The sequence below is a fragment of the Ectothiorhodospira shaposhnikovii genome, from assembly GCF_016584105.1.
Taxonomy (GTDB): Bacteria; Pseudomonadota; Gammaproteobacteria; order Ectothiorhodospirales; family Ectothiorhodospiraceae; genus Ectothiorhodospira; species Ectothiorhodospira shaposhnikovii.
On record NZ_NRSM01000012.1, the window covers coordinates 87,103 to 109,980 of the forward strand.

Here is a 22,878-nt window from a genome sequence, read left to right on the forward strand (position 1 = left end):
CCCTGAAGGGCGGCCCATTGCGTTGACCGTATCACAGGAGAATCTGCCCCATGGGAGAGATCGCCACCTACCTGACCCTGGGGGCCTTCACCGGGGTCATCGCCGGCCTGCTGGGCGTGGGCGGAGGACTGATCATCGTTCCGGTCCTGGTCTGGCTGTTCACCCGCCAGCAGATGGATCCCGGCGTGATCACCCATCTGGCCATCGGCACTTCCCTGGCCACCATCATTCCCACTGCCATTGCCTCCACCCGCGCCCACCACCGTCACGGGGCCGTGCGCTGGGACGTGCTCAGACGCCTGACACCGGGCATCGTCCTGGGGGCACTGGCGGGCGCCACCCTGGCCGAGTTCATGAGCGCAACACTGTTGCGCCAGGTCTTCGGCGTGTTCGAGATCCTGGTGGCCCTGTATCTGTTGCTGAACCTGCCGCCCAAGGCCGGACGTCCCCTGCCGGGCACGGCGGTGCTGAGCACCGGCGGCGGGGTGATCGGCGGGGTTTCCGCCCTGCTGGGTATCGGCGGCGGCACCCTGACGGTGCCGTTCCTGGTGTGGTTCAACGTCCATCTGCGCCAGGCCATTGCCACGGCGTCGGCGGCGGGTCTGCCCATCGCCCTGGCGGGCACGGCCGGTTTCATCATCCATGGCTGGGGCAACCCGGCCCTGCCGGATGTCAGTAGCGGCTACGTGTACTGGCCGGCCTTTGCGGGCATTGCCCTGGCCAGCTATTTCACCGCCCGCTGGGGGGCATGGCTGACCCATCGCCTGCCGGTGACGCTGGTGCGGCGTTTCTTTGCGGCCCTGCTGATGCTGCTGGGTCTGCGCATGCTGCTGGGCTGAACCGATCTGACGACAGGACTACGCCTCGCCCGTACGGGACCGGGCTTCCACCTGGCTGCGGACCTCATTCATGTCCAGCTCCGCCACCTTGCCCAGCACCTCGTCCAGCTGGGAGGCCGTCAGCATACCCGGTTGGGCAAACACGATGATCTGCTCGCGGAAGACCATCAGTGTCGGGATGGACCGGACCTGGAACATAGCCGCCAGCTGCTGCTCCTGTTCGGTGTTGATCTTGCCGAACGCCACCCTGTCATGACGCTCGGAAGCGGCCTCGAAGATGGGGGCAAAAGCCCGGCAGGGACCACACCAGGGGGCCCAGAAGTCCAGGATCAGGGTATCGTTGTTCTTTACCGCCGCATCCAGGTTGTCCTGGGTGATTTCGATCACGGCCATGGCCGCTCCTTTGGTCTTCGGGGTGTGTGGGTCAGCCCGGATGCAGGCCGACAAGGGCATCACGCAGGTGGAACAGGCGGGCCAGATGGTCATCCATCTCCAGCAACGCCTGCTTTTGGTCCGGATCCAATGGCATGAGTTCCGTCAGGCGCCCACCCACCCAGCCGCACCGGTCGAATGCACCCTTCATGTCACGGTAAGGGGGCGGCAGTTCCTGCAACAGGCGCTGCAGCAGTTCGGACAGGGGCAGGAATTCGGGGGGCAGCAGCACGTCGGGGGAGGTGGGAAGTTCGGCGACCTCCCCCATCATCAGCCCATCCTTGCGCACCCAGGTGCGTTCCACCCGGAAACGGGCCTCTCCCTGAACCGTAATCCCCAGCAGACCGTCGGGACGCTGATCCCAGTCGACGATCCGTCCCCAGGTCCCCACGGCGTGGATTCGGGCCGGACCGGCCGGTCCGGCCACCTCCGTCCCCTCCCGGATCAGTATCACACCGAAGGGCGCGTCGGTGCGCAGACAATGACGCACCATGTCGATGTAACGGGTCTCGAAAATCCGCAGCGGCAGGACACCGCCGGGGAACAGTACGGTATTGAGGGGAAACAGCGACAGCTCCATTCATTCCTCCCCGGCAGGCTCCGCGCCCCAGCGACGGATCAGATCGTTGGGGACATGGAGATGATCCAGAATCCGCGACACCACGAAATCCACCAGCTGATCCACCCCTTCCGGCCGATGATAGAAGGCCGGATTGGCCGGCATGATCACCGCGCCCATGCGGGTCAGGCGCAGCATGTGCTCCAGATGGATCTCGGAAAAGGGTGTCTCCCGCACCACCAGGATCAGGCGACGACGTTCCTTGAGGGCAACGTCCGCGGCCCGCTCGATCAGGGAGCGGCTGGCACCGCCGGAGACGGCGGCCAGGGTGGCGGTGGTGCAGGGGCAGATGACCATGGCATCGGGTGGGGAAGAGCCGCTGGCCACCGGCGCTGTCCACTGCTCCCGGTCAAACACCCGCAACTGGCCCGGGGCCGCATTGAACCGTTCGGAAAAGAACTGCTCGATCTCCCGGGGACGACCGGGCATGGACAGATCCGTCTCCATGCTGATGACCATCTGGGCGGGACGGGACACCATGAGATAGACGCGCACGCCGGCCCGGATCAGGCATTCCAGCAGACGCAGGCCGTACTGGGCCCCGGAGGCCCCGGTGAAGGCCAGGGCCACGGTGCCGGGAGTTTCTGCCACGATGGACTCCTGTGCAACGGATGGTGTGGGGACACGGCATTTGGTCAAGCCCGTCTCAAGCTGATCATCATAGCGGATTTCAGCGTGGTTGCCTGCCTTGACCATGGTCAAGTGCAAACCCCGATCCCGCCTGATAGTTTGCGCTCAATCCTCCATTTTCAAGGCATCCCAGCATGGAAACCATTCAGGACTTCTTCACCACCGACCACCGGGAGTGCGACTACCGTCTGGCGGACCTGGAATTCGCCATTGCCGACGGGGACTGGGAGGCGGCCGACGCCGGCTTCCGGGAATTCCATCACGACATGGAGCGCCATCTGCAACGGGAAGAAACCCTGCTTTTCCCGGCCATCGAGAGTGTCAGCGGCGGCACCATGGGTCCCACCGAGGTCATGCGGCGGGAACACGATCAGATGCGTGCCCTCATGGAAGAAATCCGCATCGCCAAGGATCAGCGGGACGAAAACACCACCCTCGGGGTCATCGAAACCCTCATGACCATGATCCAGCTCCATAACGTCAAGGAAGAGCAGATCCTTTATCCCATGGCCGACCGGTTCCTGCAGACCCAGCGCGGAGAACTGATGGCGCAGGTGAAGGCCCTGGAGCCGTGAACAGCCCGCGCCCCCTTCATGTCCTGGATGTGCGTGACCTGCCACCCCCGGAACCCATGGAGCAGGTGCTGGAACGGCTCCCCGGGCTGACGCCGGGCGAGATCCTCTGCATGCGGCACCGGCGTGAACCCTTCCCCCTCTATCCCATCCTGCGCGACATGGGATTCCAGTGGCAGGTACGGACGCCGGTCCATGTCCCCTTCGAGATCCTGATCTGGCGCGCCGGCGAGCCCGCCCCGGAGGACCCGGCATGATCAACCTGTCCCGTCTGTCCCTGGACCGCGCGCCCCCTCTGTGGGTACCCCTGCAGTTCATGGCGGTCGCCCCCCTGTTCGGCGTCCTGTTTGCCGGGGTGATGATCCTGCTCGGCCCGCAGGTGCTGGTATCGCGCTGGATGCCCGGCATGATCGGCGCCGCCCATCTGCTGGTCCTGGGCTATGTGGCCATGGTCATGTTCGGTGCCATGCAGCAGATGCTGCCGGTGGTGGCCGGCTCTCCCGTCCCCCGCGGCGCCATCACCAGCCGCCTGAGCTTCATGCTGCTGACCCTGGGCACACCCCTGCTCGGTATCGGCCTGGCCCTGCATCGGCCCGCCTGGATCGCCGTCGGCGGCGTCCTGGTGCTGGGCGGCCTGGGGGTGTTCACCCTCACCGCCCTGATCGCCCTGGCCCGCAGCCAGGCGCGGGGGCCCACCACCCAGGCCATGACCCTGGCGGTCATCGCCCTGCTGGTCACGGCGGCCCTGGGCGGTTGGCTGGCCGGAGGCCATCTGGGACTGGGCTGGCCCCTGCCCCGGCACATGACCGACCTGCACCTGGCCTGGGGCCTGCTGGGATGGGTGGCGCTGCTGGTGGCCGGCGCCGCCTATCAGGTGGTGCCCATGTTCCAGATGACACCGGAGTACCCCGTCCTGCCGGCCCGCCTGCATGCCCCGCTGGTATTTGCCATTCTGGCCGTGATGACCCTGACGGCCCTGCTGCCGGTACCGGCGGCCACGGCCAAGGTCATCAACATGACCGGCAGTGGCATGCTGGCGGCCCTGATGGCGGGTTTTGCCGGCATCACCCTGTGGCTGCAGTCCAGGCGTCGCCGCCGCAACGCGGATGTCACGGTTCGCTTCTGGCACATCGGCATGGTCTCGCTGCTGGCCGCGGTACTGGTCTGGGTGGTGATCCAGTTACTCCCGGGCCGGGGCCTGTGGGGTGTCTGGGCACTGGTGCTGGCCTGGCTGTTCGTGGCCGGATTTGCCGTGTCGGTGATCAACGGCATGCTGTACAAGATCGTGCCCTTTCTGGTCTGGCTGCATCTGAACCAGACCCGCATGGGCTCGGGCAACTTCGCCATGCGGGTCCCCAACATGCACGAGGTCATCCCCCTGGGACTGACCCGACTCCAGCTTCGCCTGCACCTGGCGGCCCTCGTCGCCGGCCTGACGGCCCTGGCCTGGCCCGCCCTGCTGATTCCGGCGATGCTGCTCTTTGCCGCCTCCAACGGCCTGCTGAGCTGGAACCTGTTCACCGGCATCCGCTGCTATCGCGCCAGCCTGAATGCCCCCCGGACGACGACCGGGTGAAAGCCGTCAGCGCCGGTTTTTGGTACCCTGTACGGACCACAGGTTTTTCTCTTTCCGTTTTCGCAAGTGATCCCATGCCCATGCCTCTCCTGAAGGCCCTCACCGTCCTCCCCCTGCTGTGGCTGCTGTCAGCCTGCAACGAGGCCCCGACACCGCCCCAGACCGTGCCGCTGATGATGCTGGTGAACCAGCCGGCCAGCCATGACGGTCGCCTGATCACCACCGAGGGCACCGTCCGCCGGGTGGAGGACCCCCTCCACTACTGGATCGAGGATACCCAGCTGCGCCGGGTGGCCATCCAGCCCGACGCCCTGATTGCCCCCCACCTGGGCCGCAAAGTCCGGGTCACGGGCCGTTTCAGCCACGCGCCGGATCAGGGCCGCCGCCTGCAAGCGGAGCATGTCATCCCCCTGGATGAATGATCCCGATACCGGGGCGGCATTCCATGCCCCGGCCATGCCCCCAAAGGCACCCCGTTCGCGGCCGAGGGCCGCCCCCACGTGACATGTCCCTGATCCGTCCGGCAAACACTCCGTTCCCCCCATGGCTTCGGCACAGCGGCCGGGAAACCCGGCGACTGGTCCTGCTCGCCCTGCCCATCTGCGGAGCCCAGCTCACCCAGGCCGGCATGGGTGTGGCCGATGTCATGATGACCGGTCGTCTGAGCGCGACCGACCTGGCGGCCGTCTCCGTCGGAGCCAGCCTGTGGATGCCCATGATGCTGTTCATGCTGGGGACCCTGATGGGACTCACCCCCATCGTCAGCGAACGCCTGGGGGCGGGCGATTCCCGGCGAATCCGTGCCCGGGTCCATCAGGCCCTGTGGGTGAGCCTGGCCATGGGCATCCTGGTGGGCCTGATGCTCCTGCAACTGGCCCCTCCCATCTTCCGGTGGATGGACGTGCCGCCGGAGGCGGCCGCCCGCTCCGGCGATTATCTCGCGGGTGTTGCCCTGGGCATGCCGGGCATCGCCCTGTTCCTGGCCCTGAGGGCCTTTTCCGACGGCATGAGCCATACCCGGCCGGCCCTGTGGATCGGTCTCATCGGCCTGGGGGTCAACATCCCCGCCAACTTCCTGCTGATCCATGGCGGCGGCGGCGTGGCGGCGCTGCTCGGCCCCCTGGCGCCCCCGGGCCTGGAAGCCTTGCCCGCCCTGGGTGCCCTGGGCTGCGGTATCGCCACGGCCCTGTCCTTCTGGACCATGGGACTGGCGATGCTGCTCCACACCCGACGCAGCCCGGTCTACAGGCCGGTGGCCCTGTGGTCACGACTGACGCCGCCGCGCCCGGCCCTGATCGGTGAACTGCTGTTCGTGGGCCTGCCCATCGGCATCGCCATCTTCGTGGAAGTCACCCTGTTTACCCTCATCGCCCTGCTGGTGGCCAGCCTGGGGGAAATCACCGTGGCCGCGCATCAGGTGGCACTGAACATCACCTCCTTCATTTTCGTCCTGCCCCTGGCCCTGGGAATGGCCCTGACCGTCCGGGTCAGCCGCGCACTGGGGGCGGGACGCCCCCGACAGGCGCGATTCGTGGCCTGGAACGGCGTGGTGGTGTCCCTGGTGACGGCCCTCGCCAACGGTGTCTTTCTACTGCTGCTGGGGGAGGCCGTCATCGGCCTGTACACCCACGATACCCAGGTGCAGTCACTGGCCCTGTCACTGATCTTCCTGGCGGTGCTGTTCCAGCTCTCCGATGCCCTGCAGCTGAACATGGCCGGCGCCCTGCGGGGATACAAGGATACCCGTGTCCTGATGATGATCACGCTGCTGTCCTACTGGGCCGTGGGCCTGTCCGCCGGACACTGGCTGGCCACCCGGGGCCTGGGTGGCGCCATCCCCGCGCTGGGTGTCCATGGCTACTGGATCGGACTCATCATGGGCCTCACCGTCGCCGCCCTGCTGCTGGGACTGCGCCTGCGGGCCATCAGCCGCCCCGATCCCGCCCTATCCACAGATTCTGTGGATAACTTTGTGGAAAGCATGTCTGAAACCGTCCCGGCTGCAGGCCCCATCACAGGCTCTAACAATTTGAACAAAAAATGACCAAACCTTAAAAGTCATTTAATTTCAATTACTTAAAAAACAACCATCAGACGCTCCCTGCAGCTTGACAAACAAGCGCGGGATCGATAGAGGCCACGGTGAAATGTGCATAACCACTGGCCGGTAGTCCGATGAGGACGACTCCTGAACCAGACGGCGTATACTCTCCGCATGCCTGCCGATACCCCCCAGCCCCAAAGTCAACGCATCTGGGTCGACGCGGATGCCTGTCCCGCCGTGATCAAGGACATCCTGTTCCGCGCCGCCCAGCGCACCCGCATCCCGGTCACCCTGGTGGCCAACCAGTACATCAGGGTGCCGCGATCACCGTTCATCCGTGCCATCCAGGTCGGCCATGGCTATGACGTGGCGGATCAGGAAATCGTCCGTCAGGCCCGGGCCGGGGATCTGGTGGTCACCGCGGACATCCCCCTGGCGGCGGAGGTGATCGACAAGGGCGTCCATGTCCTCAACCCGCGCGGGGAACGCTATACCCCGGAGAGCATCAGGGAACGGTTGCAGATGCGCGATTTCATGGAGACCCTGCGGGCCAGCGGCATCGAGACGGGTGGCCCGGATGCCCTGCATCAACGTGACCGCCAGGCCTTCGCCAACCAGCTGGATCGCTGGATCAACGGCCGGTGAGACCTCTGCCTCAGCGGGAAAACAGGGTCTTCAGGCGTTCCAGATCCTCGGCCGACCAGCCCCCGGGTTCCGTCAGCGCGTGCCAGGCATCGATATAGTGCTCGGCCGCGAAGGTGTGGCCGTACCCGGGGGGCGTGGAGCCCACCGCCATGTCCGCCGCCAGTTGCAGCATGGTGACAATGGGATACCAGCGCAGATCCGGCGACACATCCGGTCCCCGGGGCTGCAGCATCCACTCCGGCTCGCGGAAGAAGGCATGGGTGTCAAAGAAGGTGACCGGATCACTGGCGTACTGGAGATAGGCAATGCGGAACGTCCCCCAGGGACCGGCCCCGTCGTTCAGCCCCCCGGTCTGGTTCATGAAACGCACCACCGCGCCGTCCCGGAACCGGGGCAGCCAGGGCGGGGAATCCGGGTCGCGCTCCTGGGTGGCCTTGCGCCAGGTTTCGCTGCGAAACGGGGGGCCGCTCCAAAGGGCACCGTGGAAGGGGTCCTGAATGATGTCGTAGACATCGAAGGAACGGTCGGAATTGAGCGCCCCCAGGCTCAGGCCGTGGAGATACAGGGCGGGCCTGGCGTCCCGGGGCAGCCCGGTCCAGTAGCCATACACCTTTTCGAACAGGGCCCGGGCCATCTCGGCCCCGTACTCCCCCTCCACGATCAGGGACAGGGCGCTGGGCAGGTAGGAATACTGGGCCGTCACCGTGGCGATATCTCCCCGGTGCAGATACTCCACCGTATCCTGGGCCGCCGGGTCCACCCACCCGGTGCCCGTGGGCGTCACCAACAGCAACACGGAACGCTCGAATCCGCCCACCCGCTTGAGTTCCTCCAGGGCCAGTCTGGCCCTTTCGCGGGCCGTGTCCGCCGCATTCAGTCCCACGTAGACCCGAATCGGCTCCAGGGCCGGGGCACCGGTAAAGTCCGCGATCTCGCCGGCGGAAGGCCCCGAGGAGATGAAGTTGCGCCCCTGGCGCCCCAGTTCCGCCCAGGGGATCAGGGAAGCACTGCTGCCGGTTTTGAGGGGGTCCTCGGGACGGGCCAGATCGTCCTGGATCAGGGCATCCACCTGCTGATAGGAGTTGTCCGCCGCCCGCAGGGCCAGGGAGAAGATCACCCCGTCGATCAGGGACCAGAACAACATGGCCGCGACCAGCACCCCCACCACGTGGGAGACATGGGCGGGGACAAAGCGCTGCAACCGGCTGGAAAGAAAGAAAAATGTGTACTTGAACAGGCGCGCCACCACCAGCAGCGCGGTGAATATCAGCAGGGTCATCAGACCGATGGCCACGGTGGGCATGCCGCCGATGGGTTCCATGCCCATGATCCCGCGCAAGGTGTTCTGCCACTCGGTGGCCTGCCACAGGAAAGTGACCACGACCACCGCGCAGGCCAGGGCCGCCAGTGACTTCAGGATCAGCTCGTTACGGCGCCGGGGTACTGGCAGTTCCACATAGATCCACAGCCAGCGAAAGAAGAAGCCTACGGCATAGCCGGCGGTAAAGGACAGCCCGGAGATCAGCCCCTGGATGCCGAAGGGGCGGGGCACCAGGCTGGGGGTCAGGGAAAAGGCAAAGAACAGGGTACCCACCAACAGCCCGACGACGGAGAATCCCCTGGCCAGATCCAGGATGAAATCACGGATTTTATGCTTAGCCATAAATATCCTTTACTCTGGAATATCCTTGTTAGAATCCCCTGCACAAGGCCCCCGGAGCCCCGATGAATCACGACGACCTGCGCCAATGGTCCAAGCGCGCCGCCGACTGGACCCACGAATACCATAGCAGCCTGCGCAACCGACCGGTGCGGGCACGGACACAACCCGGCGACATTGCCGCCCGCCTGCCCGAAGCCGCCCCGGAACAGCCCGAGCCCCTGGAGACGATCTTCGAGGATTTCACCCGGATCGTACCCGACGGCATGACCCACTGGCAGCACCCCCGTTTCTTCGCCTACTTCCCCGGCAACGCCGCACCCGCCTCCATGCTGGCAGAACAGCTGGCCAACGGCATGGCCGCCCAGGCCATGCTCTGGCAGACCTCCCCCGCCGCCACGGAAATGGAAACCGTGATGATCGGCTGGCTGCGCGATGCCCTGGGGCTGGCGCCCCACTTCACCGGCACCATCCATGATACCGCCACCATCGCCACCCTCTCGGCAATACTCACCATGCGGGAACGGGCCCTGGCCTGGAACGGCAACACAGCGGGACTCACGGCACAGCCCCGCCTGCGGCTTTATGCCTCCACTCAGGTCCACTCCTCCATCGACAAGGCGGTCCGCATCGCCGGCATCGGCCAGGACAATCTGGTGAAGATCCCCACCGATGCGCACCATGCCATGGACACCACGGCCCTGGACAGCGCCATTCGGGCCGATCTGGCCGCCGGTCACCGACCGGCCGGTGTCATCCTCTGTGTGGGGGCCACCGGCATCGGTGCCAGCGACCGGCTCCAGGATGCCATCACGGTGGCCAAGGCCCACGGTCTGACTACCCACGTGGATGCCGCCTGGGCGGGATCGGCCATGATCTGCCCGGAATTTCGCCACCTCTGGGCAGGCATCGACGGTGCCGACAGCATCGTTTTCAACCCCCATAAATGGCTCGGCATGCAGATGGACTGCTCCATCCAGTTCCTGGCCGATCCGGTCCCCCAGGTCCGCACCCTGGGCCTGCGACCCGATTACCTGGAAACCCTGGGACAGTCGGAGATCACCAACTATAACGAGTGGACGGTCCCCCTGGGACGCCGCTTCCGGGCCCTGAAGATCTGGTTCACCCTCCGCGCCCACGGTCTGGAAGGCCTGCGCCAACGCATCCGCAACCACATTGCCTGGTCGGAAGAATTGGCCGCTACCATGGCCTCACTGCCGGAGGTGGAGATCATCACTCCCCCTGCCCTTTCCCTGTTCAGCTTCGCCCTCAAGGCCGGTGATGATGCCACCGAGGCGCTGCTCACCCGCATCAATGACGATGGGCGAGTCTACCTCACCCAGACCCGGCACGGGGGCCGCTTCGTCATCCGGGTACAGGTCGGACAATTCGACTGCACCCGGGAGGATGTGATGATGGTGCGCCAGACGGTCCGTGAGCTGCTGTCCGGTTAAACCGGCCGGAACAGACCAACCGGCTCAATCCAGATAGTCATCCAGCGCCTTGGACAGGGCATCCCCCAGGTCGGAGAGTTCACCCAGGCGGCGGCAGGCCGACTGGATGTCACCCTGGGCATGCAATTGGTACAGCACCTTTGCCAACTGATGAATCTGGCGGTGCAGACGGTCCACGGCCTCGAACCCAGGGCGCGGATGCAGACCGGACTCATCCATCCAGCGGCTGAAGATGCATTGATCATGGACCGGGCCGGGCAACTCGCGACGGCCCGCCCTGAAGGCATCCACAAGATCCTGAATCCAGGCACGATGTTCCACCAGAGCATACAGCAACGGCAGATATTCACGATTCAGGCGCCGCAGGCGGGCCCAGCGGGGGCTGGGCCGCCATTCCCGTGCCCAGTCCCGCAGGGACTCTGCCGGCATCGGCCTGGCAATACCATAGCCCTGCCCCAGCTCACAGCCGATGCGCAGCAACATGTCGGCATGGCAAGGTGTCTCCACCCCTTCCGCGATCACGCTACGCCCGAACGCACCGGCCAGCCCCAATACCCCGTCCAGGATGGCCAGATCATCGGGATCTTCCAGGATATCCCGCACAAAGCTCTGGTCCACCTTGACCACCCCCGCCGGCAACCGTTTCAGGTACGTCAGTGACGAGTAGCCCGTGCCGAAATCATCCAGGGCGACGTTCACCCCGACGGCACGGCATTCCTCCAGCAACCGCGAAACCTGCACCAGATCACCCAGGGCGCTGGTTTCCAGCACTTCCAACTCCAGATGGTCCGGTGGCACTTCCGGATATCTGGCCAGCAACACCTTGAGACCGGAGGTAAAATCCGGCTGGCGCAACTGTCTGGCACCGATGTTGACGCTCACCGGCATCCTGAAACCTTCCGCCTGCCACAGGGCGATCTGTCTCAGGGCGGTGTCGATCACCCATTCACCCACGGCGACACCCAGGGAGTGATCCTCGATCTCGGGCAGAAAATAGGAGGGAGGCAGCAAACCCCGCTCCGGGTGCTGCCAGCGGATCAGCGCCTCGGCTCCGATGATCTCACCGGTACGCAGATTGACCTTGGGCTGGTAATACAGGACAAACTCACCGGCCTGCAGTGCCCTGCGGATACGCTCGATGCTTTCGTGCCGCGTTCGCAGGCTGCGATCCAGATCGGCGTCGAATCTGTGAAAGCGATTCTTTCCGGTCAGTTTGGCCTGGTACATGGCCTGATCCGCCTGACGCAGGAGCTGATCGGCCTCGACCGGATCATCCTGGGGATAGAAGGCCACACCCAGGCTGGCGGAAACCTGCAGCACATGACCTTCGATCCGTGTACTGCGGGAGGCGGCATCCAGCAGACGGAACAGCAGGGGCAAACCGGCATCGGGATCGGGCAGGTCAAGCAGTACCGCCACGAACTCGTCTCCACCCAGCCGCGAGAGGGTATCACCTTCCCGCAGTGATTCCTTCATCCGGGCGGCAAGCGCCATCAGGAACCGATCCCCCACAGTATGGCCAAACCGGTCATTGACGGCCTTGAAACCGTCCAGATCCAGATATACCACGGCAATGTGCAGACCGCGTCTCAGGGCCTGGCTCATGGCCTGATTCAGACGATCAGCCAGCAGCACACGGTTGGGCAGATTGGTCAACGCATCATAGTGAGCGATGCGCTCCAGTTGCATCTCATGCTCCTTGAGCGGAGTGATATCGGTGGAAATACCCAACAGACCAACCACGGCCCGCGCCTCCGTCTCGTCATGAATCGGCGTCTTGATCTCCAGATAAATCCTGCTGCGGCCTTGACCGTCCTCCAACTCCACCTCCTCCCTGGTCTGCTCGCCCCGCAACACCCGCCGGTCGATCTGCCGCAGGCGACGCGCCGATGCGGGGGGGAGGAAATCACTGTCCTCGGCGCCCATTAACGCCTCCATGGAACAGCTGAACAACCTCAGGGTTGCCCGGTTGGCATAGGTATACCGGTAATGACTATCCTTCATGTAGATGTAGGACGAAACATGATCCAGGGCCTCGCGGAAACGGCGATTCTCCGCATAGGCGCGACGCAACTCCAGCTCGGACTCCTTGCGTTCCGTGACATCGGTAATGACGCCATACCAGCTGACGGCCCCGTCTTCAGCATGATGGGGAAGCGCGTCACCAAACAGCCAGCGAATGGATCCATCCCGGAGCTGCGCCCGATACTCATGTTGCCAGGGAGAAAGATCCCTGGCCGAGCGAATGATCGAGGCAATGAATCTCCGGCGGTCCCGGGAATGGACGGCCTTGAGGGCGATCGCGGCATTTTTCCTCACCACTTCGGGAGCAAGGCCATGCAACTGGCGAATACCTTCGCTCACATAAGGGAAAGAGACATGGCCATCCGGATACAACCTGAATTCAAACACCAGACCGGGAACACGCGCGGCAATGGTCTGGATCTGATCCAGTAGCTTTTCCCGGGTTGCCTCCAGGGCCTTGCGCCCGGAAATGTCCTTGGTGGTACCGATCATGCGCAAAGGCTGGCCGTTAGCCCCACGACTGACCACAATTCCCCGCTCCATCACCCATTTCCAACCACCATCATTGCGCCGCAGGCGGTGCTCATCACTGTACACGGGAGCATCGCCGTCAAGACAGGCCCGCAGGGCAACCATGACCCGCGTCCTGTCATCAGGATGAAGACGGTTTTGCCACTCATCGACGGTTGCGCCAATGTCCTCTTCCCCACAATCGAGCATGGCTTTCCAGCGCGTCGAATAGAATACGGCCCCACTCTCCAGGTCCCAGTCCCATAACCCGAGTCCGGAGCCCTCGATGGCAAAGCGCCAGCGGAATTCACTCTCCTCAAGCTGGGCTTCCCGAGCCTTGATCGCCTCGGTGAGCTGGGCCGCCAGATGCAGGGCACGTTTACGGGTAGAGGCGATGGACAGAATCAGGGCAGCCAGCAGACCAGTAAGACTCCCCCCCCCGGCAAGGGTGGCCCAGGCCGTGGCGTAACGAATGCCGGCACCGGCATCCGGTTCATCAAACACCAGCAGCCACTGGCGATCATTGAAACGGATTGAACGTTGCTGCTGAAAACGGCCCGAATGATCAACGCTCAATTCATGACTGCTGAACAACAACCGTTCAGGACGTGCCTCGGGGCCGTCGTAGAGACGCAGGCTGATACTCCGCCCGTCAAGCTGCTTCCAGTCCCACAATATCCGCCCCATCCAGTCATTCATCGGAAACGGAGTGAACGTCCAGCCCACGAGGGCGACACGACGCCGCGCCTCCGAATCGACCGGCACCCCCTGGAGGTAAACCGGCATGAACATCAGAATCGTTGCCTGCTCAGTGCCCATGACGCCACTCAGCAGAAGGCTGGTACCGCTCAGGGTGGACAGGCCGCTGTCCCGGGCCTGCATCAGGGCCTCCCTTGTGATCGGCTCCATCAGCATGTCGATACCCAGGACCCGCGCATGCCGGGCAGCATCGAAGGGTTCCAGGAAATGCACGGGCACATAGGCATCCCTGTCCCCCGAGGGCTGAATGGAGTAATGCGGAAACCCTTCCCGCAGGCTCGCCACATGACCTTCCAGCGCTTCAGCGGTGATCAGGGGTGCAAAACCGAAGTACTGGTCATCGGAGATGATGTCAGAGACGTGCAGTTTCTGGATGAAGGATCGCCACTCATCCCGGGTCACTTCCTCGGAAGACTCGAACAGCCCGGCGCCACCCCGCAGGACCAGGGCATGGGCATTGAGACGCTCCCGGACCTTGGTGGTGAGCTGATCGCTGGTGAAGGCAAAGCCGGCGAGGACATCTCGTTCCATGACACGGCGCACCTGATCGGCAGCAAAGACCGAGATCACCACGCCGATGATCAATGTGGCCAGCGCAAGCTTCGGCTGAACGAACCAGGCATTGGACAGCATGTATGAAACCTGTGCATTCCGGCTTGCATCGTCCGGATTATCGCCAGCATACATGGGAATATACCTGGCAGGGAGATCACCGGGAAAAGACAGGAAAAGATAGGGTTTGGATGGCCTGTGTCATTGATTTTAAATGAAACACTGACTTAGATTTCCCTCTTTCCCCACCGTGGCTGAATTGCTGCATCGCCACATCCATGATCAATGGAATGGCTCAGATGGTGGCCGCCCAGGGATTCATCCTAATCAGTGAAAACATTTATGAATCAAGCCCCGACCCTGTTTCACACATTCCTCAACAGCTGTGAACAATTCAACAACCGGCTGGCCTTCATTTATCGGGTGGGTGAAGAGGAATTTCAGGTCACCTACGAAAAACTCTTCGAGGATGTGCTGCTGCTGGCACGGGCCTTCAAGGCCGCCAGGATCCGCCGGGGCGACAAGGTGTTTCTGCTGTCCGACAACCGCTATGCCTGGATCGTCACCGACATGGCGCTGCAATCCCTGGGTGCGGTGAGCGTACCCCGTGGCTGCGACACGCCAGCCAGCGAGATCGAATACATCATCAATCACTCCGGCGCCGAATTCGTGATCGTGGAAACGGACGCGGTCTACGAATCCCACCACGAGCTGCTGCACAGCCTCAAGCCCCGGGGCGTGTTCGTGATGGTGGGGGCGGAAAAAAATACCTGGTTCCACAAGGTGGTGTCCTATACCGAGATCCTGGCGAATCGCACCATTGAGCCCCGGGAGATCGAATGGTTCAAGGGACTGGCGGAGCACATCCAGCCGGAAGACCTGCTGACCATCATCTATACCTCGGGCACCACCGGCACGCCCAAGGGGGTCATGCTCACCCACAGCAACATCATGCACAACATCCGCACCCTGCCCCCACTCATCGCGCTCAACGAGACGGATGTCTGGGTGTCGATCCTTCCCTCCTGGCACATCTTTGAACGGACCGCCGAATACATCGGCATCGCCCGCGGTAGCTGCCTGGTCTACTCCTCGGTCCGGACCTTTGCCCAGGACCTGGAAACCTACCGGCCCACCCTGGTGGCCACGGTCCCGCGAGTCTGGGAGGCCCTCTACACCCGCATCACCACCGAACTGAAAAAGAAGGACCCGAAAAAGGCCCGGATCTTCAATCTGCTGGTACGGGTATCCGCCACCTACCGGCGCAATCAGCGCATCCTGAACAATCAGCTGCCGGTGTTCACCAGGCCGCCGGTCCTGCAGCGGATCAAGGACAAGACCCGGGCGGCGCTGACCAATGTCCTGCTATTCCTGCCCAACCTGCTGGCCCGCAGGAAGTTCCGTCTGGTCCAGGTAAAATTCGGTGGTCGTCTCAAGGCCGCCATCAGCGGCGGCGGTAGCCTGCCGCCCTATCTGGACGAATGGATCGACGCCATCGGCATCCGCATCATCAACGCCTACGGCATGACCGAATGTTCACCGGGAATTGCCGGCCGGGGTCTGGACTGCCATGTTTTCGGCACCCTGGGACCGGCGGTGGGGGAAACGGAACTGCGCATCGTCGATGAAGCAGACCAGCCACTGCCGCCGGGCATCGAGGGTGAAATCCAGGTGCGGGGCGCCCAGGTCAGCAAGGGCTATTACAACAATGAGGAAGCCAACGACCAGGCCTTCACCCCCGACGGCTTCCTGCGCACCGGTGACCTGGGGCGCATGACCCTGACCGGAGAACTGGTCATCACCGGCCGCGCCAAGGACATCATCGTCCTCGCCAGCGGCGAGAACGTGGATCCGACCAACATCGAGGCCACCCTGTCCATGTTCCCCTTCGTCAAGGACGCCGTACTGGTGGGGCAGGACAAGAAGGGACTGGGCGCCCTCATCGTGCCCGACATGGAAAAACTCAGGGAATTCGTCCAGGAAAAATACAACCAGATCATGGGTGAAACCGATGAGGCCTTGAGGGACAAGCACCTTCTGGATCGCCTGCGCGGGGAAATGAACAAGCTGCTGCAACCTCGCAAGGGCTTCAAGCCCTATGAGAAGCTGCACAGCATCTATTTCCTGAACAAGGACTTCACCCCGGGCGAGGAAATCACCAACACTTTCAAGAAAAAGCGCCACGTGATCGAAAGAAAGTACAGCGAGATCATCAACCGCCAGCTCAACTGAAGGTTTTTTGCCCAGTAAAACCGATCCGGAAAACAAGATCGCCGCCCTTCACCCGGCAACCACAGAACAGCCATCAGTCATCTGATCACGCCGGCAGAGCCGGCGTTTCCCCGCATTCCATCCCCTTCGACCGGGCCTGGGCCTGCCGGCCAGGCCCATCCTGCCCCGGCAAATGACGCCCTTGGCACACATCGTGCTGAAAGAATCGTGTCTCCAGTATTTGCAGGCCCAAGTGCCCTTGATACGCACGGAATCAGTGCAATCCCGATAGCCGCTCCAGCCTTTTCCGGCCTCTTTTCCCGTGTTCGGAACTCCGGAGCCGTGGCGACCCGATCAGACAATGAGTCCGTAACACGATGAATAACCACACAAAAAGCAGCATTTACCAGCAACAACCCGTATCAGAAGACAGGCTGATGCACACGATTGGCCATGCCGCACCAGGGATGATCATGTCCAATCCGGAAAATCCGGCGGATCAGGGATATCCGGACGATGCGGCCTACCGTGCGCTGTTTACCGCAAGCCCGGCGGCCATGCTGTTGCTGGAACCCGATGACATGCGGGTGCTGGATGCCAGCCATGGGGCCTGCGCCCTGCTGGGCCGGCCGATTCAGGGCATCGTGGGCATGAAGCCGACACACTGGGCCCCCGGCCAGTCTGGACAGTTGGACCGAATGGCGGGGGAAGCCCTGGCTGAAGACCAGGCAGGGACGCAAGCATTGGAGATCGGACGGGTCGATGGCGTGCTGCTTGAAGTGAATTGCTCCATTCGCGCCGTGACGGTGCAAAAGCGGAAACTGCTGCTGGTGGCCCTGGGTGAAACGCCCGAATCTGACGGGAAACTCATCGGGGCCACAGGGGAAGCGGAGAAGACCCATCCCGTACTCACGGAAGCAGAGCGCCGGGAACGGGACCGGCAAAACATCATCGCGGCCCTGGAGGCCTGTCACGGAAAGGTGTTTGGCCGAGGTGGCGCGGCACAGCTGCTGGGCATTCCGGCCACCACCCTGGCCTCACGAATCAAGGCGATGGGCATTCCCCAGAAATCCCGGCGCAAAAGTCAAGAAAAGAGACAGCGGACCCTCAAGGCAACCGCATGAACAGCCATTCCGCGACGGCGGGGACCTCGACAGGCCAGGGGTTCGTTTTCCGGGACCGCGGGATTCTGACCGGCAACAGCTACTGACACAAAGGGACAAACCGGGCCTGGGTCAGCCGGGCCAGGTCCAGGGGAGACAACTCGATCTGCAGCCCCCTACGACCGGCGCTCACGAACATTGTGGGAAAGCCCTGGGCCGAGTCGTCGATATAGGTTGTCAGGCGTTTTCTTTGCCCCAGGGGACTGACACCTCCCAGGACATAGCCGGTGGTACGCTCCACCAGGGTCTTGTCCGCCATGGCGGCCTTCCTGGCCCCGGCGGCGCGGGCGATGCCTTTCATGCTGAGCATGGAGGCGACGGGTACCACAGCCACGGCCAGTGCGTTACCGTCCAGGCTCACCACCAGGGTCTTGAAGACCCGATCCTCCGGCAGGCCCAGCTTTTGAGCCGCCTCCTTGCCATAGGCGTCGCTGGACGGATCGTGGTCATAGGCATGGACCGTATGGACGACTCCCGCCTTTTTCACCTGCTGGACACCCGGTGTCATAGACCGTTCCCCTCGGGCTCAGGCCGCCCCACCCTGCCCCATCAGACGCCGGTTGAGGGCACGCACCGACAAAGGGGCAAAGATGGCGGTAATGATCACGGCCCAGACCAGGGCGCCCAGGGCGGGGCCGAGTACCGGGCCGCCGGAGAGCAGGCCCCGGCAACTGTCCACCAGCATGGTCACCGGGTTGAGGGCCACCAGGGTCTGCAACCACGACGGCAGCGTCTCAAGGGGTACGAAGGCGTTGCTGACGAAGGTGACGGGAAACAGGGCCGTGAATCCGAACAGCTGGACATGCTCCGGATCCCGGGACATGACACCCACCAGCACCATCACCCAGGAAAAGGACAGGGCGAAGGCCAGCAGCAATACGATCATCACCGGCAATCCCCACCAGGGCGCCTCCATGCGAAACCCCAGCAGGAAGCCCACACCCAGCAGCAGCAGGATGCACAGCACCTGCTTGACCATGTCTGCCAGGATGCGTCCCGCCAAGGGTGCCCAGCGGGGGATGGGCAAGGCCCGCAGACGATCGAAGACGCCCTTGGTCAGGTCGGAATTGAGGCCGTGGCCCACATAGACGGTGACGAACACCAGGTTCATCACGATGACGCCGGGCAGGATGAAGGACAGATAATCCTCGGTGGAACCCGCCACCGCGCCGCCGAACACGAACAGGAACAGCACCAGGAACAGGATGGGCTGAATGGAATAGTCACCCAGTTCCCAGGGGTTGTGGCGCACCTGGACCAGACTGCGCCAGGCCAGGGTCAGGCATTGCTGCAAGGCACGCATCAGGCGGACTCCTCTGCGTCATCCGGGCCCGGTCCGGCACGACGACCGGTGAGGGAAAGGAACACATCGTCCAGGCTGGCACCCCGCAGAGCCAGTTCATCCACCGGGACGCCGGCCTCGTCCAGGGCACGCACCAGGGCGGGCAAGTGCTCCGGATCGGCGGCGGGCGCGCTGACCCGATGGCCCTTGATGTCCGCCGGACGACCGGTGATCCGGCTCACCCATTCCGCCACCCTGGCTATGTCGTCCCGCTCCCGCACCACCACTTCCAGGTTTCTGTGCCCCACCCGGGCCTTGAGGGACTGGGCGGTGCCCGAGGCGATCACCCGGCCCTGATCGATAATGGCGATTTCATTGGCAAGGGCATCCGCCTCATCCAGATACTGGGTGGTGAGCAGCACCGTGGTCCCCTCGCCCACCAGCCCGCGCACCAGTTGCCAAAGATCCAGACGGGCACGGGGGTCCAGGCCGGTGGTGGGCTCGTCCAGGAACAGGATACGGGGACGTCCCACCAGACTGGCAGCCAGGTCCAGGCGCCGGCGCATGCCGCCGGAATAGGTCTTGGCGGCCCGATGGGCGGCGTCCTGCAGATGGAACTGTTCCAGCAGGCTCCGGGTGCGGTCACGGGCATCGGCGCGGGAGAAGCCCAGCAGACGGGCGATAAGGATGAGATTTTCCCGGCCGGTGAGTTTCTCGTCCACCGAGGCATACTGCCCGGTAAGACCGATAAGTTCCCGCACCTGATGGGCCTGGGTGCGCACGTCAAAGCCCCCTACCCGGACCTCGCCGGCATCAGCCTGCAAAAGGGTGGCAAGGATGCGTACCAGGGTGGTCTTGCCGGCGCCATTGGGGCCAAGCAGACCGAGGACAGTGCCTTCCGGCACGCTCAAATCCACACCGGCCAGGGCCTGGGTGGCGCCGAAACGCTTGCTGAGGTCGGTAATCTGGATGGCAGCGGGCATCCGGACCAACTCCCGGGAGTGGAAACGCCATTATCTTAACAGCCCGTCAACCCGTCTGGGCTACACTGACGCCTGCATTCATCACGGGAGCGGCAGGCCCAGGCCGACCGCTCCGGGAGATACCCTACCGACATGCCACTGACCATTGACCCTGAATCCATCATCCAGGCCGTGCGCGACCAGGTCAGCCTGACCCTGGCGGAGCGAACCCGCGCCGCCACCCGCAAGAGTGACGGTTCCTGGGTGACCCAGGTGGACCTGGACATTCAGCACGGCCTGCAGTCCTGGCTGGAACGGCACTACCCCGAGACCGGATTCCTGGGGGAAGAAATGTCCCCGGACCAACAGCAGGCGGCCCTGGCCGAGGATCGCCCGGTCTGGGTACTGGACCCGCTGGACGGCACCAGCAACTTCAGAATGGGCCTGCCGGCCTACGCCACCAGCCTGGCCCTGCTGGAGCGCGGCCAACCGATCTTCGGCGTGATCCATGACCCCTGCCGCAACGAGACCTTTTCCGCCCAGCGAGGTGCCGGCGCACAACTCAACGGCGTCCCCCTGAAGCTGGACCCCGACGACACGCCACCCCTGCGAGAAGCCCTGGCCGGCGTGGATTTCAAGCGACTGCCCAAGGCATTGGCCACCCGGCTGGCCAATGCCCCACCCTATGCCTCCCAACGCTCCATCGGCTCCATCGCCCTGGAGTGGTGCTGGGTGGCCGCGGGACGCTTTGCCGTCTACGTCCACGGCCGACAGAACCTGTGGGACTACGCCGCCGGACAGCTCATCCTCAGCGAGGCCGGCGGCTGCCTTGCCACCCTGACGGGATCGGCATCCGACACCCTGGACCTGCGCCCCCGCTCCGCGGTGTGCGCGGCAAGCCCCGATCTGATGCGGGAATGGCAAGCCTGGCTGAGCCTGGTCAGCCCCCCCTGACGGCCATGGCCAGACGGGCCACCGCGGCCCCCACCCCTTCCACCGCCTTGCGAACGCCCTCGTCCCGGAGTTCACCGGCGTCGGTGAATGCCTTGTCCGCCTGACTCACCCCCATCTGCTCGGGGACCACGAGAAACCCGAGGTTGGCCAGATACTGACGGGTATGCTGCAGGGAACGGATGCCACCCAGACCGCCCGGAGATGCCGCAGTGATGCCGGCGGGCTTGCCCCGCACATGGACCGTCCCCGGCCGACCGGAGCCATCCGGCAAGGGGCGGGACACCCAGTCCAGGGCATTCTTGAGCAGAGGGGTGAAGAAACCGTTGTATTCGGGGGAGGCCAGCAGCAGGCCGTCATGATCGGCGAACAACTGCTGCAGCCGGGCGGCATTGTCGGGCAACCCCTGGCCGTCTTCCAGGTCGCCGTCATAGAGGGGCAAGGGATAATCGCCCAGACTCACCACCCGGACCTCGGCCCCCGCCACCTCGGCGCCGCGCGCCATCACGGCCAGCACCTTGCGGTTCAGGGAGTCCCGGCGGGCACTGCCGGACAGGGCAAGCAGACGTGGCTTGGACATGGTAATCCTCCGTTATCGTGCATCCTGTTCGAGTGAATGGTTCAAAGACGATTTCTACACTTTTGAGGTGACAGTCTGCCGTCCACGGCATTCAACCGGGCGGGACCCATCACACAGCAGTCCGACTAGCGGTAATACTACGATTTCACCTTGCTATCGTGGTGCTATTCGACTGCGTTCGACATCGGCAGGCAGCGACTGCGCAACAATCCCCGCCAGCAAGGTCTTCTCGACCAAGGACTCCAGCCCGAGTGGCGCGACTCTGCCAGCCTCCGCGGAATCGATGGCCGAAAAGAGTAATGAGTCATATGCCATGGCGAGCCATCGAGCAGGAAGATCGATGCGGAACACGCCAGCTTCCTGTCCCCGCAAGAAGAATTTTTCGAGCGCATCACTGAAAAACGAATGGTACAGCTGGCTCGGATCACCTTTGTCATCCATGACCCGCACCCACTGCGCGTGATACCAAAACAGGTAGAACGCCCTTCCCTTCACCACGTTTGCTGTAAGGCGACTCAAGGCGGCGATGGACGGTGAGGTATCTAACTCGGCCTTGGCCAGTGCATCCTGCAGATGGCCAGTCGCGCGTTCGAGCAGCATCTCGATGACGGCCTTGCGTGTCGGTGCGATCCGGTAGAGGGTCGCCTTGCTAATCCCGGCGCTCTTGGCAATCTCTTGGAGAGTAGCCCTCGGCCTTCGCACTATGGCCAACGCTAGTGCGCTGGCCAGTTTGTCGTCCACGCTATTTACGATCATCGCGCCGTCTCATTCTGGGTCCATCTCGATTCATCCGCGTCATCAGACAGAAATTCTGCCGAAGAGGGGGCCTCAAGGCAATCAGGCGAATCAAATAAAAATCAAATGAATCTCTATTGATTCAAAAAATTCTAGAGCGTACCATTGGTATCTTTAGAGATTCAGCTGTCCAACTGTTCACACGGGATAACATCGCCATGCACCGGGTCAGTTCGCTGGCGCTCTTGCTGCTATTCCTCGCCGGTTGCCACAGCGCCAGCTCCGACATCACCTTGCCTGCCCCTGAGCAACCGACCCACTTGGAGGTGATGGTCGTCATACCCCGCGCGCAACTGTTTTCGACAGAGCTGACGGGACGGATCACCCCTGTTCATATGGCTGATGTCGGTCAGGCCGGTGTGAGTCTCTTCAGGACCCTGGGGAGACGCTGGTTTGATGGAGGCAGACCACAGCCTTGCAACTCAGTCTCGACGCACAAAGGCACGTAAGCGCCGCGTCACTTGCCGGACACGCAGAGGTTTATTCCGGAATAGCCTGTTCTGGTCAAGTCGCAGCGGACACGGATTAAGCAGCAACCGCTAAAAAATGTTGCTGAGGGGTGATGTACCCCAGGGACGAGTGGAGCCGGTCGCTGTTGTACTCCATCTCGATGTACT

General features: G+C 63.5%; 21 protein-coding genes. 11 read left to right on the forward strand and 10 right to left on the reverse strand.

Annotated features, from left to right (window positions below; translation table 11 throughout):
- Positions 1 to 50 precede the first annotated feature (50 nt).
- A complete protein-coding gene (locus tag CKO35_RS08770; RefSeq protein WP_200174805.1) occupies positions 51 to 839 on the forward strand; it encodes a sulfite exporter TauE/SafE family protein in 789 nt (262 codons plus the stop codon).
- An 18-nt stretch (positions 840 to 857) separates the two neighbouring features.
- Here the strand turns inward: CKO35_RS08770 and trxA are convergent, their stop codons facing one another.
- From trxA to CKO35_RS08785, 3 genes are read right to left on the reverse strand one after another with little or no spacing between them, the layout of a single operon-like run.
- Positions 858 to 1,232 carry a thioredoxin gene (gene trxA, locus CKO35_RS08775; RefSeq protein WP_200174807.1) on the reverse strand — a complete coding sequence of 125 codons (375 nt, stop codon included), beginning with the start codon at positions 1,230 to 1,232 and terminating at the stop codon, positions 858 to 860.
- A gap of 31 nt (positions 1,233 to 1,263) precedes the next feature.
- A complete protein-coding gene (locus CKO35_RS08780; protein WP_200174814.1) occupies positions 1,264 to 1,851 on the reverse strand; it encodes an LON peptidase substrate-binding domain-containing protein in 588 nt (195 codons plus the stop codon).
- Positions 1,852 to 2,481: a UbiX family flavin prenyltransferase gene (locus CKO35_RS08785; protein WP_200174815.1), complete on the reverse strand. Its 630-nt coding sequence runs from the start codon at positions 2,479 to 2,481 to the stop codon at positions 1,852 to 1,854.
- Positions 2,482 to 2,654: 173 nt separating this feature from the next.
- On the opposite strand from CKO35_RS08785, the gene CKO35_RS08790 reads away from it, so the two are divergent.
- The 6 genes from CKO35_RS08790 (at position 2,655) to CKO35_RS08815 (ending at position 7,357) form a co-directional block, all read left to right on the forward strand.
- Positions 2,655 to 3,095 carry a hemerythrin domain-containing protein gene (locus CKO35_RS08790; RefSeq protein ID WP_200174817.1) on the forward strand — a complete coding sequence of 147 codons (441 nt, stop codon included), beginning with the start codon at positions 2,655 to 2,657 and terminating at the stop codon, positions 3,093 to 3,095.
- Entirely contained in the window at positions 3,092 to 3,349 is a 258-nt protein-coding gene (locus CKO35_RS08795) for a DUF2249 domain-containing protein (protein WP_200174819.1), read from the forward strand. The genes CKO35_RS08790 and CKO35_RS08795 overlap by 4 nt, the downstream gene beginning before the upstream one ends.
- Positions 3,346 to 4,668: a hypothetical protein gene (locus CKO35_RS08800; protein WP_200174821.1), complete on the forward strand. Its 1,323-nt coding sequence runs from the start codon at positions 3,346 to 3,348 to the stop codon at positions 4,666 to 4,668. Before CKO35_RS08795 ends, CKO35_RS08800 begins: the two co-directional genes overlap by 4 nt.
- A 74-nt stretch (positions 4,669 to 4,742) precedes the next feature.
- Complete coding sequence (locus tag CKO35_RS08805) at positions 4,743 to 5,090, forward strand: hypothetical protein (RefSeq protein ID WP_200174823.1); 348 nt, start codon at positions 4,743 to 4,745, stop codon at positions 5,088 to 5,090.
- An 83-nt stretch (positions 5,091 to 5,173) separates the two neighbouring features.
- Positions 5,174 to 6,712: an MATE family efflux transporter gene (locus tag CKO35_RS08810; RefSeq protein ID WP_200174825.1), complete on the forward strand. Its 1,539-nt coding sequence runs from the start codon at positions 5,174 to 5,176 to the stop codon at positions 6,710 to 6,712.
- A gap of 171 nt (positions 6,713 to 6,883) precedes the next feature.
- The gene (locus tag CKO35_RS08815) at positions 6,884 to 7,357 is read left to right on the forward strand and encodes a YaiI/YqxD family protein (RefSeq protein ID WP_200174827.1); all 474 of its coding nucleotides are present in this window, start codon (positions 6,884 to 6,886) and stop codon (positions 7,355 to 7,357) included.
- 10 nt (positions 7,358 to 7,367) lie between these two features.
- On the opposite strand, the gene CKO35_RS08820 is transcribed toward CKO35_RS08815, so the two are convergent.
- Entirely contained in the window at positions 7,368 to 9,020 is a 1,653-nt protein-coding gene (locus tag CKO35_RS08820) for an alpha/beta hydrolase (protein ID WP_200174828.1), read from the reverse strand.
- A gap of 62 nt (positions 9,021 to 9,082) precedes the next feature.
- On the opposite strand from CKO35_RS08820, the gene CKO35_RS08825 reads away from it, so the two are divergent.
- On the forward strand, positions 9,083 to 10,471 hold the full coding sequence (locus CKO35_RS08825; RefSeq protein WP_200174830.1) for a pyridoxal phosphate-dependent decarboxylase family protein: 1,389 nt from the start codon (positions 9,083 to 9,085) through the stop codon (positions 10,469 to 10,471).
- Positions 10,472 to 10,495: 24 nt separating this feature from the next.
- Here CKO35_RS08825 and CKO35_RS08830 read toward each other — a convergent pair whose 3' ends face one another.
- Positions 10,496 to 14,398 carry an EAL domain-containing protein gene (locus CKO35_RS08830; RefSeq protein ID WP_242467109.1) on the reverse strand — a complete coding sequence of 1,301 codons (3,903 nt, stop codon included), beginning with the start codon at positions 14,396 to 14,398 and terminating at the stop codon, positions 10,496 to 10,498.
- Positions 14,399 to 14,659: 261 nt separating this feature from the next.
- Here CKO35_RS08830 and CKO35_RS08835 point away from each other — a divergent pair, with 261 nt between their 5' ends.
- Positions 14,660 to 16,549, forward strand: a complete 1,890-nt coding sequence (locus CKO35_RS08835; RefSeq protein WP_200174832.1) for an AMP-dependent synthetase/ligase — start codon at positions 14,660 to 14,662, stop codon at positions 16,547 to 16,549.
- A 416-nt stretch (positions 16,550 to 16,965) separates the two neighbouring features.
- Positions 16,966 to 17,652 carry a PAS domain-containing protein gene (locus CKO35_RS08840; RefSeq protein ID WP_200174834.1) on the forward strand — a complete coding sequence of 229 codons (687 nt, stop codon included), beginning with the start codon at positions 16,966 to 16,968 and terminating at the stop codon, positions 17,650 to 17,652.
- 79 nt (positions 17,653 to 17,731) lie between these two features.
- On the opposite strand, the gene ybaK is transcribed toward CKO35_RS08840, so the two are convergent.
- From ybaK to CKO35_RS08855, 3 genes are read right to left on the reverse strand one after another with little or no spacing between them, the layout of a single operon-like run.
- A complete protein-coding gene (ybaK, locus tag CKO35_RS08845; protein ID WP_200174841.1) occupies positions 17,732 to 18,199 on the reverse strand; it encodes a Cys-tRNA(Pro) deacylase in 468 nt (155 codons plus the stop codon).
- Positions 18,200 to 18,217: 18 nt separating this feature from the next.
- The gene (locus CKO35_RS08850) at positions 18,218 to 18,994 is read right to left on the reverse strand and encodes an ABC transporter permease (protein WP_200174843.1); all 777 of its coding nucleotides are present in this window, start codon (positions 18,992 to 18,994) and stop codon (positions 18,218 to 18,220) included.
- The gene (locus tag CKO35_RS08855; protein WP_200174845.1) at positions 18,994 to 19,956 is read right to left on the reverse strand and encodes an ATP-binding cassette domain-containing protein; all 963 of its coding nucleotides are present in this window, start codon (positions 19,954 to 19,956) and stop codon (positions 18,994 to 18,996) included. Before CKO35_RS08855 ends, CKO35_RS08850 begins: the two co-directional genes overlap by 1 nt.
- Before the next feature lie 132 nt (positions 19,957 to 20,088).
- On the opposite strand from CKO35_RS08855, the gene CKO35_RS08860 reads away from it, so the two are divergent.
- The gene (locus tag CKO35_RS08860) at positions 20,089 to 20,889 is read left to right on the forward strand and encodes an inositol monophosphatase family protein (protein WP_200174847.1); all 801 of its coding nucleotides are present in this window, start codon (positions 20,089 to 20,091) and stop codon (positions 20,887 to 20,889) included.
- Here CKO35_RS08860 and CKO35_RS08865 read toward each other — a convergent pair.
- Both CKO35_RS08865 and CKO35_RS08870 read right to left on the reverse strand, forming a co-directional pair.
- Positions 20,876 to 21,466 carry an NADPH-dependent FMN reductase gene (locus CKO35_RS08865; protein ID WP_200174849.1) on the reverse strand — a complete coding sequence of 197 codons (591 nt, stop codon included), beginning with the start codon at positions 21,464 to 21,466 and terminating at the stop codon, positions 20,876 to 20,878. The two genes, CKO35_RS08860 and CKO35_RS08865, sit on opposite strands and share 14 nt — an antisense overlap.
- 153 nt (positions 21,467 to 21,619) lie before the next feature.
- The gene (locus CKO35_RS08870; RefSeq protein ID WP_200174851.1) at positions 21,620 to 22,222 is read right to left on the reverse strand and encodes a TetR/AcrR family transcriptional regulator; all 603 of its coding nucleotides are present in this window, start codon (positions 22,220 to 22,222) and stop codon (positions 21,620 to 21,622) included.
- Positions 22,223 to 22,878: the final 656 nt, after the last annotated feature.